Source organism: uncultured Ralstonia sp., from assembly GCA_913056305.1.
Classification (GTDB): Bacteria; Pseudomonadota; Gammaproteobacteria; order Burkholderiales; family Burkholderiaceae; genus Ralstonia.
Map to the genome: position 1 here is coordinate 1 of CAJXMR010000102.1, position 15,739 is coordinate 15,739.

Annotated in this window: 17 protein-coding genes; 13 read left to right on the forward strand and 4 right to left on the reverse strand. The window is 66.2% G+C overall.

The window, feature by feature from the left end:
- The first annotated feature begins 47 nt into the window (after positions 1 to 47).
- Positions 48 to 1,370 (forward strand): TSUP family transporter, encoded by a 1,323-nt coding sequence (locus QZ609_RS15900; protein WP_295496804.1) that lies wholly within the window; start codon positions 48 to 50, stop codon positions 1,368 to 1,370.
- Between the two features lie 38 nt (positions 1,371 to 1,408).
- On the opposite strand, the gene QZ609_RS15905 is transcribed toward QZ609_RS15900, so the two are convergent.
- Positions 1,409 to 1,792, reverse strand: coding sequence for a cupin domain-containing protein (locus QZ609_RS15905; protein WP_295496761.1), 384 nt, complete (start codon positions 1,790 to 1,792; stop codon positions 1,409 to 1,411).
- 164 nt (positions 1,793 to 1,956) lie between these two features.
- Between QZ609_RS15905 and QZ609_RS15910 the strand changes: the two genes are divergently transcribed.
- Complete coding sequence (locus QZ609_RS15910) at positions 1,957 to 2,508, forward strand: phosphonate degradation HD-domain oxygenase (protein WP_295496806.1); 552 nt, start codon at positions 1,957 to 1,959, stop codon at positions 2,506 to 2,508.
- Here the strand turns inward: QZ609_RS15910 and QZ609_RS15915 are convergent.
- Positions 2,494 to 3,450 carry an SDR family oxidoreductase gene (locus QZ609_RS15915; protein WP_295496764.1) on the reverse strand — a complete coding sequence of 319 codons (957 nt, stop codon included), beginning with the start codon at positions 3,448 to 3,450 and terminating at the stop codon, positions 2,494 to 2,496. The two genes, QZ609_RS15910 and QZ609_RS15915, sit on opposite strands and share 15 nt — an antisense overlap.
- 102 nt (positions 3,451 to 3,552) lie before the next feature.
- Between QZ609_RS15915 and QZ609_RS15920 the strand changes: the two genes are divergently transcribed.
- Positions 3,553 to 4,449 carry a LysR family transcriptional regulator gene (locus tag QZ609_RS15920; RefSeq protein ID WP_295496767.1) on the forward strand — a complete coding sequence of 299 codons (897 nt, stop codon included), beginning with the start codon at positions 3,553 to 3,555 and terminating at the stop codon, positions 4,447 to 4,449.
- Positions 4,450 to 4,589: 140 nt separating this feature from the next.
- Positions 4,590 to 5,087 (forward strand): C39 family peptidase, encoded by a 498-nt coding sequence (locus QZ609_RS15925; RefSeq protein WP_295496770.1) that lies wholly within the window; start codon positions 4,590 to 4,592, stop codon positions 5,085 to 5,087.
- A 46-nt stretch (positions 5,088 to 5,133) separates the two neighbouring features.
- On the opposite strand, the gene QZ609_RS15930 is transcribed toward QZ609_RS15925, so the two are convergent.
- Together QZ609_RS15930 and crgA are read right to left on the reverse strand one after the other, a co-directional pair.
- A complete protein-coding gene (locus QZ609_RS15930; RefSeq protein ID WP_295496773.1) occupies positions 5,134 to 5,346 on the reverse strand; it encodes a DUF3820 family protein in 213 nt (70 codons plus the stop codon).
- Between the two features lie 27 nt (positions 5,347 to 5,373).
- Positions 5,374 to 6,270 (reverse strand): LysR family transcriptional regulator CrgA, encoded by an 897-nt coding sequence (gene crgA, locus QZ609_RS15935; RefSeq protein WP_295496776.1) that lies wholly within the window; start codon positions 6,268 to 6,270, stop codon positions 5,374 to 5,376.
- Between the two features lie 107 nt (positions 6,271 to 6,377).
- Here crgA and QZ609_RS15940 point away from each other — a divergent pair, with 107 nt between their 5' ends.
- The 9 genes from QZ609_RS15940 to atpB form a co-directional block, all read left to right on the forward strand.
- Positions 6,378 to 6,983, forward strand: a complete 606-nt coding sequence (locus QZ609_RS15940) for a short chain dehydrogenase (RefSeq protein WP_295496779.1) — start codon at positions 6,378 to 6,380, stop codon at positions 6,981 to 6,983.
- A 48-nt stretch (positions 6,984 to 7,031) separates the two neighbouring features.
- Complete coding sequence (locus QZ609_RS15945) at positions 7,032 to 7,592, forward strand: hypothetical protein (protein ID WP_295496782.1); 561 nt, start codon at positions 7,032 to 7,034, stop codon at positions 7,590 to 7,592.
- Between the two features lie 141 nt (positions 7,593 to 7,733).
- Entirely contained in the window at positions 7,734 to 8,882 is a 1,149-nt protein-coding gene (locus tag QZ609_RS15950; RefSeq protein WP_295496785.1) for an ABC transporter substrate-binding protein, read from the forward strand.
- 506 nt (positions 8,883 to 9,388) lie between these two features.
- A complete protein-coding gene (mnmG, locus tag QZ609_RS15955; protein WP_295496788.1) occupies positions 9,389 to 11,338 on the forward strand; it encodes a tRNA uridine-5-carboxymethylaminomethyl(34) synthesis enzyme MnmG in 1,950 nt (649 codons plus the stop codon).
- Positions 11,338 to 12,009, forward strand: coding sequence for a 16S rRNA (guanine(527)-N(7))-methyltransferase RsmG (rsmG, locus tag QZ609_RS15960; protein WP_295496791.1), 672 nt, complete (start codon positions 11,338 to 11,340; stop codon positions 12,007 to 12,009). The genes mnmG and rsmG overlap by 1 nt, the downstream gene beginning before the upstream one ends.
- A 36-nt stretch (positions 12,010 to 12,045) precedes the next feature.
- On the forward strand, positions 12,046 to 12,831 hold the full coding sequence (locus tag QZ609_RS15965; RefSeq protein WP_295496794.1) for a ParA family protein: 786 nt from the start codon (positions 12,046 to 12,048) through the stop codon (positions 12,829 to 12,831).
- A gap of 18 nt (positions 12,832 to 12,849) precedes the next feature.
- Positions 12,850 to 13,761 carry a ParB/RepB/Spo0J family partition protein gene (locus QZ609_RS15970; RefSeq protein ID WP_295496797.1) on the forward strand — a complete coding sequence of 304 codons (912 nt, stop codon included), beginning with the start codon at positions 12,850 to 12,852 and terminating at the stop codon, positions 13,759 to 13,761.
- 476 nt (positions 13,762 to 14,237) lie between these two features.
- Positions 14,238 to 14,666: an ATP synthase subunit I gene (locus tag QZ609_RS15975; protein WP_365901721.1), complete on the forward strand. Its 429-nt coding sequence runs from the start codon at positions 14,238 to 14,240 to the stop codon at positions 14,664 to 14,666.
- Positions 14,667 to 14,899: 233 nt separating this feature from the next.
- On the forward strand, positions 14,900 to 15,739 hold an 840-nt coding region (atpB, locus tag QZ609_RS15980; protein WP_295496802.1), incomplete at its 3' end, for a F0F1 ATP synthase subunit A.

The window sequence follows — 15,739 nt, forward strand, 5'->3', positions numbered from 1 at the left end:
CAACCGCTATCAATGCATGGATGCACACAGGAGAGACGGCAATGAACATGCAGGTGCGGCAAGCATGGTGGCGCGACCTTTCGGTGCCGGCCCTCGTTGCCGGCTTCATTACCGTGCTGGTCGGCTTCGCCAGTTCCGCAGTGATCGTGTTCCAGGCCGCGCAGGCCGTCGGTGCCAGCCAGGCGCAGATCGCCTCCTGGATGTGGGCATTGGGACTGGGCATGGGCGTCACCTGCATCGGGTTGTCGCTGCGCTACCGCGTGCCGGTGGTGACTGCGTGGTCGACGCCGGGCGCGGCGATGCTGGTCAACCTGCTCATTCCGTTCGCGGCCTACCTGCTGGCCGAAGAGATCCATGCCTCGGGCATTCTCGCCGCGGTCGCCGCCGGCATCGCGATGAGCTATGTCGAGCTGACCGGCCGCGTTTCCGGCAGCATGCGCGTGCAGCGCGCCGGGGTCTGGAACATGCTGCAGTTCAGCTTCAACGGCATCATGTTCGTGCTGCTGGGCGAGCAGCTGCCGGGCATCGTCGAGCGCGCCACCACCACCATGAACGAGAGCGGCCACCAGAGTGCGTGGTGGCTGCTGGTGTACGTGGTGGTGATCAACCTGGCGCTGGTGGTGCTGCGCCTGTTGTGGGTGTGGCTGTCGCTGCGCTGGAACCTGCTGCGCGCGCGGCGCCGCGGCCTGGAGCGCGGCGAGGCACCGAACTGGCGCATCGTGGTGGCCACCTCGGTGGCCGGCGTGCGTGGTGCGATCACGCTGGCGGGTGTGTTGACCCTGCCGCTGTTCCTGCCCGATGGCAGTGCGTTCCCGGCGCGTGACCTGGTGATCTTCCTGGCCGCGTCGGTGATCCTGTTCTCGCTGCTGGGCGCATGGGCGCTCACGCATATCCCCGCCGAGCCGCTGCGCCGTGCGTTGCCGTTCGTGCTGGTGGCGTTGCTGGTCTACACGGTCGCCAAGAAGAACCTCGGCGCGGAACACGCCCCCAGCCTCTCCGGCGGGCGCGAACGCGCGGTGGCGTTGCTGGCGGGTGCGGTCATCGGTTTCTACGACGGCGTGTTCGGCCCGGGCACTGGCAGCTTCCTGATGATCGTGTTCGTGCGCGTGTTCGGCTATGACTTCCTGCACGCGTCGGCGTCCACCAAGATCGTCAACCTGGCGACGAATGTGGCGGCCTTGCTGCTGCTGGCGTCCAAGGGCCACGTCTGGTGGCAGCTCGGCCTGGTGATGGCGGTGGCCAACGTGGCGGGCAACCAGGTCGGCAGCCACCTTGCGCTGCGGCATGGCAGCCGCTTTGTGCGCAAGGTGTTTATCGTGGTGGTGCTGGCGCTGATCCTGAAGACGGCCTACGACGCGTTCGTGCGCTGATCCTGAAGACGGCCTACGACGCGTTCGTGCGCTGAGGCTCAGGCGGCGCTGAGCTGCGTGTCGAGCGACACGGTGCGTTCGGTGACGGTGTCGCCGGTGTGCTGCGTGGTCACCGTTTCGATCAGCATGATCCCGCATTCCTCGTCGGCGACGGGGCAGTGGCGTACGCCGCGCGGCACCACGCAGAACTCGCCTGGGCCGAGGTGCACGTCGGCGCGGTCTTCGAAGGCGATCTTCAGGCGGCCGTAGACCACGAAGAACAGCTCGTCTTCATGCGGGTGGTCGTGCCAGACGAATTCGCCCTTGAGTTTGGCGACCTTGATGTACTGGTCGTTGACCTGGCCGACGATGCGCGGCGACCAGTAGTCGGTCACCTGTTCGAGCGCCTGGGCGACCTGCACCGATTGTCCTGCGAGCAACATGATGGGCTCCGAGGTAGGGGAGGCCCTGAAGATAGCGCCGCACGTTGCACGTTCCCAGGCAAATTTTTTAATCGGAGCCATCATGACGGCTAATGCCTGGCGTGCCGTCATGGATTTGCCGCATGTACGGGCTACGCTGCAGGGTTTCGCTCACCCGCAGCATCATGGCGCTCAGCCTCGACGACATCCGCACGCTCTTTGACCGCCACGGCGACATTGCCTACAGCGGTGAGCCCGTCACCCAGCTGGAGCACGCGCTGCAGACCGCCGCCTTGGCGGAAGCGGCGGGCGCATCGGATGCGCTCGTCACCGCTGCGCTGCTGCACGATCTGGGTCACCTGCTGAACCTGCAAGGGGATACGCCCACGGCCCACGGTATTGACGATCAGCATCAGTACTTCGCGCTGCCGTTCCTGCGAGCGGTCTTTCCCGACGCCGTGCTCGAGCCGATCCGCCTCCACGTGGACGCCAAGCGTTGCCTGTGCGCGATCGATGCGCATTACTACGCGCGCCTGTCGGCCGACTCCGTGCGCAGCCTCGCGCTGCAGGGCGGCGTGTTCTCCACCGAAGAGGCCGAAGCCTTCCTGCAGCGTGCCTATGCCGCCGATGCGCTGCAACTGCGCCGCTGGGATGACCTCGCCAAGGTGGCCGGCCAGCCGACTCCCGACCTGACGCACTTCCTGGCGACGGCAGCGCGCGTGTCAGTGGCAGCCTAGGCTGCGCAGCGTCGTGCCCACCGCCTCGTCCCACGGCGTGTGCGGCTCGGCGCCCAGGGCCTGCACAAGCTTGGCGTTGTCCATGCGCATGGGCTGCTGCCACAGGTAGCGCATCTCCCGCATCTCACGCATCGTCTCCGAGAACGGCGACAGCAGCGGCAACACCCACCACGGGAAGGCGCGCGTTTTGACCTGGCGGCCGACGGCACGGCCGATCGTGCGGGGCATCTGCGTGCCGTCGGCATCCCAGTGGCCGCGCATGTGATAGACGGCGAAGTCGGGTAGGCGGTCGCCCAGTTCGATCAGGCGCAGCATGGTTTCGGCGGCATCCGGCAGATAGGCCCATTGGTGGCCGACGCCCCGTGCGCCCGGGCGAATGACAGTGCCCACCGCCTTGCCCGGCCGCACCAGCGCAGCGGCAAACCAGTTGTTGCCGGTCTGCGGCCCGAAGAAATCGCCTGCGCGCACGATCAGGCTGTGCACGCCGTCGGCGCTGGCGGCCTGCAGGCGCCGCTCCATCTCCGCGCGGAGCTTGCCCTTGCGTGTGAGCGGCTGCTGCGCCGAAGTCTCGCGCAGCACCGGAAACGTCTCCGGCCCGAAGTTGTAGACCGTACCCGGCAGCACGATGCGCGCACCGGATGCGCGGGCGGCAGCGATGGTGTTGTCGATCATCGGCAGCACCTGGCCGGCCCAGTTGCGGTAGCCCGGCGGGTTGACGGCGTGGATGATCAGCTCGGTGCCGCGCGCGGCGGCGACCACGTCCTCGCGCACCATGGCATCGCCGCGCACCCATTCGAGGGTGGCGTTGCGGTGCTCCAGCGCATCCGGATTGCGCTGCAGTGCACGCACGTGCCAACCGCGCGCCACCAGCTGCCGCGCCATTTCGCCGCCGATGCCGCCGGTGGCGCCCAGTACCAGTGCAATGCGTTTCGTGTTGTCCATCATCTGCTCCAGGGGTGTGTGAGCGTTGCGATGGAGGCATTCTGGTCGCACCTGTGTTTCAATGGAATTGTTGATGATGAGCGTGCAGCTATACGGATTTGTATGATCACACCCGAGCCTGGCTGGGAGCTGTATCGGACCTTTCTCGCCGTCGTGCGGGAGGGCTCGCTGTCGGGCGCGGCGCGCGCGCTGGGGCTGACGCAACCGACTGCCGGCCGCCATGTCGACGCACTGGAGCGGGCGCTCGGCTTCTCGCTGTTCATCCGTACCCAGCAGGGCCTGAGTCCGACCGAGGCAGCGCTGTCGCTGCGGCCCTTTGCGGAATCGCTGGAGGCCACCAGCGCGGCCTTGCTGCGCGCGGCGTCCAGCCAGGGCGAGGGCGTGCGCGGCACGGTGCGCATCACCGCCAGCGACGTGGTGGCGGTGGAGGTGCTGCCGCCCATCCTCGCCGACCTGCACGCCGCATATCCCGAGTTGACCATCGAGCTGGTGCCGTCCAACCGCATGGAAGACCTGCTGCGTCGCGAGGCCGACATCGCCGTGCGCATGCAGCGGCCCAGCCAGGGCGTGCTGGTGGCGCGGCATATCGGCGGCATCGAGCTGGGCGTGTATGCGCACCGGCGCTATCTGGCGCGGCGCGGCACGCCCGCCACGCTCGACGCGCTGGCCGACCATGTGCTGATCGGCTACGACAAGGAGAACGCCTTCCTGCGCAGCGTGCGGGCGTTGGTGCCGTGGATGCAGCGCAACCGCTTCGCGCTGCGCACCGACAGTGACCTCGCGGCCATCGCCGCGCTGCGGGCCGGTTTCGGCATCGGCTTCTGCCAGGTCGGGCTCGCGCGGCACAATCCGGATCTCGTGCGGCTGTTTGCCGATCAAGTCTCGCTCACCCTCGACACCTGGCTTGCCATGCATGAAGACCTGCGCGACAGCCCGCGTTGCCGGGTCGTCTTCGATGCGCTGGCGGCAGGACTGGTGCGCTACATCCATGGCGATTGACCGGTTGATCGATTGAGCGATCGACCATCGGCCCGGGCCGATCTCCCGTGTCTTCCACCGCATAGGCGGCCGCGCGCCGCGTTGCGATAGTGGCGCGACACCGGCACCCGCCGGTGCATCACGTTCCAGGAGGACGCATCATGACCCGAACCCAACCCGCGGTGCTGCATGCCCAACAGCCGCTGAGCGACATCTGCTGGGCGACCTGCGTGAAGATGGTGCTGGAAGTCCGTCGCGGCAAGGTGAATCCGGACATCACCGCCGACAGCATCAGCCGCCGCGTGCTCTACGCAGACAAGGGCAGCGAGAACACCGGCCTGCCCGACCACGTCATCAAGGCTGCACTGGAAGCCTACGGTTGCCCCTACAAGCTGGTCGACCGCCAGCTCACGTGGGAAGAGGTGACCGCGCAGATCGGCAAGAACCAGCCGGTGGTGCTCGGCATCGGCTGGAAGCGCGGCGGCGGCCACGCGATCGTTGTCGGGGGCTATGACCTCGACCTGAACGGCAAGCGTTGGCTGCTGATCAACGACCCTGGCCTGGCCGCAGAGAGCCGCGTGGCCTTCGACGACGTGGTGGGCAATCGCTACGGCCCGCGTGCAGACGGCGCGTGGGAAACCTCGCTGATCGGGGGCTGACCGGCCGACGCTATGTACCGGGCGCGCCCGCCGCGCGCCTGGCGCTTCACCCCTTGCGCAGCGGATCGAGCAGGCCCTTCAGGCCGTTGTGGTCCAGCTCCTGCATCAACGCGAGCAGGCGGCCGATCTGCCCCGGCGGAAAGCCCTCGCGCGCGAACCAGTTCAGGTAGTGGCCCGGCAGGTCGGCGATCAGGCGGCCCTTGTACTTGCCGAAGGGCATTTGCGTGGTGACGAGGCGTTGGAGGTCTTCGGGGTTCATGGGCGCTATTGTGCCGCGTCGCGCTATTCAGGCGGGCACCCGCGCCGCCACATGCTCCAGCAGATGCGCAATGAAACCAGTGAGCTTCGGCAACGGCCGCCGGTCCTGCCGATACACGACATGGATCGGCCGCGGCTGCGGCGCGTAGGCCTGCAGCACGCGCACCAGCTTGCCACTGGCCAGATCGTCGGCCACCAGCACTTCCGGCTGCAGCAGCAGCCCGGCGCCCGCCACGGCGGCCATGCGCAGGCCGTGGCCGTCATTGCAGGTGAAGGCCGGGTCGTTGCGCCAGGGCGTGTCGCCATCCCACCCGCTCAACTGCCACGCATTGCGGCTGTTCCACACCATGTGCGACAGGCAGCGATGCTGGGGCAGGTCGGCGGGCGTCTCGGGCCGCCCATGGCGCGCGAGATAGTCCGGCGACGCGCAAATGACCATGCGATACACACACAGCGGCTTGGCCACCAGATCGGCGTCCCCTAGCGACCCGATGCGGATGGCGAGGTCGAACCCCTCGTCGACGAGATCGACCATGCGGTTGCTCAGGTCCAGCTCCACGCGCACCTGCGGATGTGCCTGCTGGAACGTCGCCGCCAGCGGGGCGACCACGCACGCGCCGAAGGTGGTGGGCGCGCTCACGCGCAACGTGCCCGACGGCGACGCGCGCAGCCGTTCGACCGATGTCTCGGCCCAGCGCACCTGCTCCAGCACGCGCTTGGCGTCCTCATAGAACACGCGGCCGGCGTCGGTCAGGCTCTGGCGGCGCGTGCTGCGCTGGAGCAGGCGCGCACCCAGCCGCGTCTCCAACTCGCTTACGTACTTGCCGACCATCACCGCCGACATCTCCAGCCGCGCGGCCGCCTCGGTGAAGTTGCCGCCTTCCACCACGGCCACAAAGGTTTCCATACTGCGCAGCTTGTCCATATTCCGAACCCAAGATTAGGGATGGCCGAAGTTACCACGGCTTTATCGCGCATTGGGTTCGGCGAAGAATGGGCGCCATTCCAACCGAATCAGCGAAGGAGCACAGCATGAAGATCGTCGTGATTGGCGCCAGCGGCACCGTGGGCCGCGCCGTGGTGGCGGAATTGGAGCAGGGCGGGGCGCACCAGATCATCCGCGTCGGCCGGACGCAGGGCGACCACCAGGTCGACATCACCAACGCTGACAGCGTGGCCGGGCTGTTCGACAAGCTCGGCCGCGTGGACGCCATCGTCTCCACCACCGGCAACCTGTTCTTCGGGCCGCTCACGCAGATGACGGCGGCGGATTTCAACGTCGGCCTGCAGGACAAACTGCTCGGGCAGGTGCGCCTGGCGCTGGTCGGCCAGCATTACCTGAGCGACGGCGGCTCGATCACGCTCACCACCGGCATCGTCGGCCAGGAGCCGATCGCGCAGGGCGCCAATGCGACGGCCGTGAACTCGGCGGTCGAGGGCTTCGTGCGCGCCGCTGCGTGCGAGCTACCGCGCGGTATCCGCATCAACGCCGTGAGCCCGACCGTGCTGACGGAGTCGATGGATGTGTTTGGCCCGTTTTTCCCCGGCTTCGAGCCGGTGCCGGCGGCGCGTGCGGCGCTGGCCTATCGGCGCAGCGTGGAGGGCGTGCAGAGCGGACGCGTGTATCGGGTGGGTTGATGTAGGCAAGCGGGGTGCCGACCGGCTACGCTTCAGCGACCCTGATCGATGGAGCGCGCGATGAAGCGGTGGTGGTTAGCGGTGGCGATGGGCCTAACGTTGGGCGCGGGCGCAGTGGCGAAGGAGGCAGCTGTACCGGTGCCCGTGGTTGGCGTGGTGGACATCTGGGATGACGAATCGTGGATCGCCATTCCAGCCGGGCAGCCTGTTCAGGGGCGCATCGGAGTAGTGACGGTGGAGGGTACTTACCAGTGCTGCTATTCCATCGGGCCGCAGAAAACGCGCAGAGACAACCGATTCGTCGATCGGGAGAGCGAAGAAACGGTCTGGCACCAGTTGACTCCGCTTAATCAAGCGAAGGGAAAAGAGGCTCTGGGGCTTGCCGTGCTTGCGCGGGATGCCGTGGCGGCGTCTTCCATTCCCAACGGCACGCAGTTCACATGGCGCGGGCGCTCGTATCGACTCACGCAATGCGCTTCCTCGGAGGGCGTGCACCTGATGCTCGATAGCGACGGCCGTCGCCTGCGCCACTATTACTACTACCTCGGCTACGACACCGAGTCCGATTGCGACGAGCGCGAATTGGATCGGCCCGAGCAACCGTCTTAGCAACGGCTGCGCCCACCGGGAATCTCCCCCTTGCCCGCGCGGCGTGACTCCCCCTAGACTCCTTCGTTCCCGACCCAGCGGTCGGCCAATCCCCAGATTCAGGATGGGCGCAGAACCCGTCCGCACACTTCAGGAGACGGCATGAAGGTTTCGCGCGCATCCCGCATTGCTCTCGCCGCGACGGCGCTGTTGGCTGGTACGGCGTTCGCCCAGGTGAAGGTCGGCATCACGGTGTCGGCCACCGGGCCGGCGGCCTCACTGGGGATTCCCGAGAAGAACACGGTGGCGCTGCTGCCCAAGGAAATCGCGGGCAAGAAGATCGAGTACATCGTGCTCGACGATGCGTCCGACACCACCACCGCCGTCAAGAACACGCGCAAGCTCATCACCGAAGACAAGGTCGACCTGGTGATCGGTTCGACCGTCACGCCCAACTCGCTGGCGATGGTCGATGTGGTGGCCGAGAGCGAAACGCCGATGATCACGCTGGCCGCGTCCGCGCGCATCGTCGAGCCGATGGACGCCAAGCGCGCGTGGGTCTTCAAGACACCCCAGAACGATTCGCACATGGCCACTGCCATTGCCGAGCACATGGCCAACCACGGCGTGAAGACCGTCGCCCTGATCGGCTTTGCCGATGCCTACGGCGATTCGTGGGCGCAGGAATTCGACAAGGTGGCGGCGCTGCGCAAGCTGAAGGTGGTCGCCAATGAGCGCTTCGCACGCACCGACACGTCGGTGACGGGGCAGGTGCTCAAGCTGATGGGCGCGAACCCGGACGCAGTGCTGATTGCCGGTTCCGGCACGCCGGCCGCGCTGCCCGAGCGTGCGCTCAAGGAGCGCGGCTACAAGGGCAAGCTGTACCAGACGCACGGCGTGGCCAATGCCGACTTCCTGCGCGTGTGCGGCAAGGATTGCGAGGGCACCTTCCTGCCCGCCGGCCCGATCCTGGTGGCCGAGCAACTGCCCGACAGCAACCCGGTCAAGAAGCCGGCGATGACCTACAAGACTGCCTATGAGAAGGCGTACGGCGGGCAGGTCTCGACCTTCGGTGGCCACATGTGGGATGCCGGGCTGCTGCTCGCCAACGCGATGCCCGAGGCGCTCAAGAAGGGCCAGCCCGGCACGCCGGCCTTCCGCAAGGGCCTGCGCGATGCGATGGAGACGACCACCAACCTCGCCATCTCGCACGGCGTGATGAACATGAATGCCAAGGACCACCTGGGCCTGGATCAGCGCTCGCGCGTGATGGTTGAGATCGAAGGGGGCAAGTGGAAGTTGCAGAACTAGTCGAAGCCTGATCCGCCACGTTCCAAAACGCCGTACCCATTGGGTGCGGCGTTTTGCTTTTGTGTCGGTGGTTCATCCCCTGTTTCGTCCCGTGCCGGGGGCGACTCGCTTTCTTTGTCTTGCCAAAGAAAGTAAGCAAAGAAAGGCGCGCCCGAGATGGCGACCCCCTCCTTGAATTTTCGTCGCGGGGAGGGAAGGGAGGCAAACTCGCTTCGCTCAGACAGGCCTCCCTTCCTTTTCCTCGCCGCAACAAAAATCCAAGGCGCCGCATAGGGTAGGGAACGATCAAACCGTCTGGGTGCAGACGGTGGTGGCGGTGACGTTAGGCTCCCATGTGTTTCACGTGAAACACAAACGCTGCGAAACAAGCGGCGGTTGTTTCACGTGAAACACGAAATCACCACGAATTTCATCCCGATTGCCGCATCGTCGAACAGGGCGGTAGGTGGACGACTTATAATTCCGCTTCTCCAAAATTCCCGACGCCTCCATGCGGGGAGGAAGCCATGCTGTATCCAATTGAATTCGATGTGATTGTGGTGGGCGGCGGACATGCCGGCACCGAGGCCGCCCTGGCGGCGGCGCGCATGGGTTGCCAGACCCTGCTGCTGACGCACAACATCGAAACGCTGGGGCAGATGAGCTGCAACCCGTCCATCGGGGGCATCGGCAAGGGCCATCTGGTCAAGGAAGTCGACGCGCTGGGCGGCGCCATGGCCATCGCCACGGACGAGGGCGGCATCCAGTTCCGTATCCTCAATTCCAGCAAGGGCCCGGCCGTGCGCGCCACCCGTGCCCAGGCCGATCGCGTGCTGTACAAGGCAGCAATCCGTCGTCGCCTGGAAAACCAGCCCAACCTGATGCTGTTCCAGCAGGCCGTCGAAGACCTGCTGGTGGAAGGTGATCGCGTGGTCGGCGCCGTCACGCAGGTTGGCGTGCAGTTCCGTGCACGCGCGGTGGTGCTGACCGCCGGCACCTTCCTCGACGGCAAGATCCACGTCGGCCTGAACAACTACACCGGCGGCCGCGCGGGCGACCCGGCAGCGGTGTCGCTGTCGGCGCGCCTGAAGGAGCTGAAGCTGCCGCAAGGGCGCCTGAAGACTGGCACGCCGCCGCGTATCGATGGCCGCTCGATCGATTTCTCGGTGCTGGAAGCGCAACCGGGTGACCTCGATCCGGTGCCGGTGTTCTCCTTCCTCGGTCGCGCAGAGATGCATCCACGCCAAGTGCCGTGCTGGGTCACGCACACCAACACGCACACGCATGACATCATTCGCGCCGGCCTTGACCGCTCGCCGATGTACACGGGCGTGATCGAAGGGGTAGGGCCGCGCTACTGCCCGAGCATCGAAGACAAGATCCACCGCTTCGCCAGCAAGGACAGCCACCAGATTTTCCTGGAGCCGGAAGGCCTGACGACCAACGAGTTCTACCCGAATGGCGTGTCGACCAGCCTGCCGTTCGACGTGCAGCTCGACCTGATCCACTCGATGCGCGGGCTGGAAAACGCCCACATCCTGCGCCCCGGCTACGCCATCGAGTACGACTACTTCGACCCGCGTGCGCTGAAGGCCTCGCTGGAGTCCAAGGCCATCGCCGGCCTGTTCTTCGCCGGCCAGATCAACGGCACCACCGGCTATGAAGAAGCCGCCGCCCAGGGCCTGCTCGCCGGCATCAACGCCGGTCTGCAAGTACAGGGCAAGGACGCCTGGACGCCGCGCCGCGACCAGGCCTACCTCGGCGTGCTGGTCGACGACCTCATCACCCGGGGCGTGACCGAGCCGTACCGCATGTTCACCAGCCGCGCCGAGTTCCGCCTGAGCCTGCGCGAGGACAACGCCGACATGCGCCTGACCGAAGCCGGCCGCGCCATTGGCGTGGTCGATGATGTCCGCTGGGATGCATTCAACCGCAAGCGCGACGCTGTTTCACGTGAAACAGAGCGCCTGAAATCGACCTGGGTGAACCCGGCGATCCTTCCGCTGGAAGACGCCGAGCCGGTGCTGGGGAAGGGTATCGAGCGCGAGTATTCGCTGGCCGATCTGCTGCGTCGCCCGAACGTGACGTACGAAGCCCTGATGGGGATGCAGGGCGGCAAGTACGCGCCAGAAGGCCCGTTTGCTGAAGACCCGCTGCTGGCCGAGCAGATCCGCGAGCAGGTCGAGATTGGTATCAAGTACCACGGTTACATCGCCCGCCAGGCCGACGAGGTTGAGCGCCTGGGCGCGAACGAGAGCACCCGTTTGCCGGCCGACTTCGACTATTCGCAGGTGCGCGGCCTGTCGATCGAGGTCCAGCAGAAGCTGGCCAAGCACAAGCCCGAGACCATCGGCCAGGCATCGCGCATCTCCGGCATCACGCCGGCGGCGGTGTCGCTGCTGCTGGTGCACCTGAAGAAGGGCGTGCTGCGCGGCCAGGTTGGCCCGCGCTCGGGCGCCGAAGGCGAGGCTGCTTGATGGCGAATCACGCACTCGCCGACGCCCGCTCGGAACTGGACGCCGGCGCGCGCGCGCTCGGGCTGTCGCTCGACGCGGCGCAACTGGATCGCCTGCTGGCGTACCAGGGGCTGCTCGCCAAGTGGAACCGCGTCTACAACCTGACCGCCATTCGCGATGCGGGTGAGATGCTCACGCACCACCTGCTGGATTCGCTCTCGGCCGTGCCGCGCATTGCCGAGCTGGCGCGGCGCACGCAGCCGGAGGCACCACGCGTGCTGGACGTCGGTTCGGGCGGTGGCTTGCCCGGTATCCCGCTGGCCATCAGTTGCCCGGATGTGACCGTCACGATGGTCGACATCGTCCAGAAGAAAACCGCCTTCCTGACGCAGTGCCGCGCCGAGCTGGGCCTGACCAACGCCCAGTCGCACTGGGGCCACGTCGAGAAGCTGGCCGATGCCACCGGCTACGGCGTCATCACCTCGCGCGCATTCGCCGAGCTGGTCGACTTCGTGCAACTGGCCGGCCACCTGCTGGCGCCGGGCGGCCGCATGGTCGCCATGAAGGGTGTGCGCCCGGAAGCCGAGATCGAGCGCCTGCCTGCTGGCTGGACGGTCGAGTCGATCGAGCGCCTCGCCGTGCCGGGGCTGTCGGCCGAGCGTCACCTGGTCATCCTCGCGCCGTCGGCGTGAGCGAGTAGTTAGCGAGTCATTCACCGCAGAGGAGTCATGTCGAATATTTTCGTGATCGCCAACCAGAAGGGTGGGGTCGGCAAGACCACCACCACGGTGAACCTCGCGGCGGGGCTGGCCGCGCAAGGGCAGCGCGTGCTGCTGGTCGACCTGGACCCGCAGGGCAATGCCTCGATGGGCTCCGGCATCGACAAGCACGGGCTGAAGGCCAGCATTTACCAGGTGCTGGTCGGCCTGTCGACGATTCCCGAGGCGCGCCAGCGCTCGGAGTCCGGCCGCTACGACGTGCTGCCCGCCAACCGCGACCTGGCCGGTGCCGAAGTCGAGCTGGTCGACCTGGAGCATCGCGAAAACCGCCTCAAGCGCGCGCTGGCCGAGGTGGCCGCCGACTATGACTTCGTCCTGATCGATTGCCCGCCGTCGCTGTCGCTGCTCACGCTGAACGGCCTGTGCGCCGCGCACGGTGTGATCGTGCCGATGCAGTGCGAGTACTTCGCGCTGGAGGGCCTGTCGGACCTGGTCAACACCATCAAGCAGGTGCACGCGAACCTGAACCGCGACCTGAAGGTCATCGGCCTGCTGCGCGTGATGTTCGACCCGCGCGTGACGCTGCAGCAGCAGGTGTCGGCGCAGTTGGAAGATCACTTCGGTGACAAGGTCTTCAAGACGGTGATCCCGCGCAACGTGCGCCTGGCCGAGGCGCCGTCGTACGGCATGCCCGGCGTGGCGTTCGATTCCGCATCGAAGGGCGCCAAGGCCTACCTGGATTTCGGCGCGGAGATGATCGCGCGCGTGCGGCAGATGGCCGACATGCCGGCCTGACGCCAAAGAGGAAGATTGATGAGCACGATGAAGAAAAAGGGACTGGGCCGCGGCCTTGAGGCACTGCTGGGCAGCCCCGCCGAGATTGTCGAGACCGCCAAGCAGGAGGGCGCGCCGACGGTGCTGAAGCTCGAGCAGATGCAGGCCGGCAAGTACCAGCCGCGCACGCGCATGGACGAGGGCGCACTGCAAGAGCTGGCGGCGAGCATCCGCGCGCAGGGCCTGATGCAGCCGATCCTGGTGCGCAAGATCGAGTCCGATGGCCCGCAGCAGAAGTACGAGATCATCGCCGGTGAGCGCCGCTTCCGCGCCTCGCGCATCGCCGGCCTGACTGAGGTGCCGGTGCTGGTGAAGGACGTGCCGGACGAGTCGGCCGCCGCCATGGCGCTGATCGAGAACATCCAGCGCGAAGACCTGAACCCGCTGGAAGAAGCGCAGGGCATCGCGCGGCTCACGCGTGAATTCCAGTTCACGCACGAGCAGGCGGCGGAATCGGTGGGCCGTTCGCGCAGCGCGGTGTCGAACCTGCTGCGCCTGCTGAACCTGGTTCAGCCGGTGCAGACCATGCTGATGGCCGGCGACCTCGATATGGGCCACGCCCGTGCGCTGCTGGCGGTCGATGGTGCTTCACAGATCACATTGGCGAACCAGATCGTCAACAAGCGTCTGTCGGTGCGCGAGACGGAAAAGCTGGTCGCCTCGACGCTCAAGCCGTTCGAGCTGAAGTCGCTCAAGCAGAAGGGCGGTCAGAACGGCCGCGATGTCGCGCGCCTGGAAGAAGAGTTGGCCGACTTGCTGGGCCTGACCGTGCAGATCAAGCTCGCCAACAAAGGGCGCGGCCAACTGACGGTGCAGTTCGCCAGCCTCGATGAGTTCGACGGCCTGCTGTCGCGCCTGCGTCCGGATGACGCCGACGAGGCGGTTGCCTGACGCGTCTGCCTGCGACGGTTTGACGCAGGTGGCGCATCCCACATGGCAGCGCCATTTGCGGGCAACGACGGCGCACCGAATCGGTGCGATTACCTCCCGCGTCATCGACGTTGTGCGCGGGAGACACCATCATGGAATCAACGGGGCGCCGGTCGATCAGGCGGATTCGGTGCCCCGGCAGCAGCGCAGTATTGCGCGCGGAGCGTGGAACACCGGCGCTCCGAGTGCTGTCGAAGGCGCCCGCACGACCGTTCGCTTGCGCGTTGACTGGCGAACGCCATGTCCCGTAAAATCGTGCGGTTTTAAATCCGCCTGACCCAAAGCGGTGCGGCATGACGAAAGACGATTCTTCCATGCAGCCAGCAGACCGGCAACGGCCCGATTCTTACGCTTCGTTGGAAGCCGCCCGACCTCAATCGGCGCAGGCTCCGAAGCATGACGATTGGGACGATGACGCGGGAAAGGCGGAGCCGCCGGTGCATGTGCTCTCACATGACGAAGCGGTCGCCATGTTCGGCGAGCAGGCTTTGCGGGCCTCGCGTATCACGCCTTTCTCCGTCGTGCTCGGCCAGGTGGCCATCACACTGTTGTGTGCGCTCGGATGGTATGTCGGCAGCTGGTTCGCGGGCACGGGTGCCCGGTCCGCCGGCGAGGCCGCGCTGTCAGCCCTGCTGGGTGGCGGTGTGTGCGTGGTGCCCTCGGCATGGTTCGCGATGCGGCTGTCGACGGCAAAAGGTTTCGAGTCCATCGCCCGCCTGGTGGTGGGCGAAGCGATCAAGGTGCTCGGCACGGTCGCATTGCTGGTGGTCGTGGTGGTGGTGTTCAAGGGCCTGCATTGGCCGCCCTTGCTGATCACCCTGATCCTGGCGCTCAAGATGTACTGGGTCGGTCTCGCGCTGCGATAGCGGCGATGACGGGCCCCAGCCTGCGGCCATGCGGCAGGCGCGGGAGGTGTCGGAACACGGCAGGAACACGCGGCAGGAGAGGCCCGGTTCATTGCGCTGACACTCCCAAAGCAAAGAATAAGGTGGCACGTTCAAGCCGCGTGCAGTCCGCGATCATCAGGGCAACCTGGTCGAATCGGGCGCGAGCTGGAACGGATCACGAAGAATGTTTCGCAATATTGGACTGAATCATCATGGCAACTGAAGTCGCAGAAGCCGCCGGCCACGCCGCCGAGCACGCTCTTACGCCTTCCGCGTATATCGCGGAGCATTTGCAGAATTTCAATAGCCTCGGCGCCAAGCAGACGTCGATCGTCGACTTCTCCGTCATGAACTGGGACACGATGTTCTGGTCCGTGTTGATGGGCACGATCGGCTTGATCATCCTGGGCGTGGCCGCGCGCCGTGTCACCTCTGGCGTGCCGGGCCGCTTCCAAGCTTTCATCGAACTCGTGGTCGAGATGGTCGACGACCAGGCCAAGGGCATCATCCACGGTGATCGCACCTGGATCGCCCCGCTGGCCCTGATGGTCTTCGTGTGGGTCACGCTGATGAACGCGGTCGACCTGATTCCCGTGGACTGGGTCACGGGCGTCAATCACCTGCTGGGCTCCTTCGGCCTGCACGTGCCGCACCACCGCGCGGTGGCCACGGCCGACCTGAACGGCACCTTCGGCATGTCCTTCGCCGTGCTGATCCTGATGATCTACTACAGCATCAAGATCAAGGGCGCTGGCGGCTTCGCGCACGAGCTGCTGTCGGCCCCGTTTGGCGCCAAGTGGTACCTCGCGCCGTTCAACCTGATCCTCAACATCATCGAATTCCTCGCCAAGGCGGTGTCGCTCGGCATGCGACTGTTCGGCAACATGTACGCCGGCGAACTGGTGTTCCTGCTGATCGCGCTGCTTGGCTCGATCTGGACGTTCGGTGCCGATTTCTCGGCGCTGGGTTTCGTGGGTCACGTGGTGGCCGGTGCAGCGTGGGCGATCTTCCACATCCTGATCGTGCTGCTGCAAGCCTTCATCTTCATGATG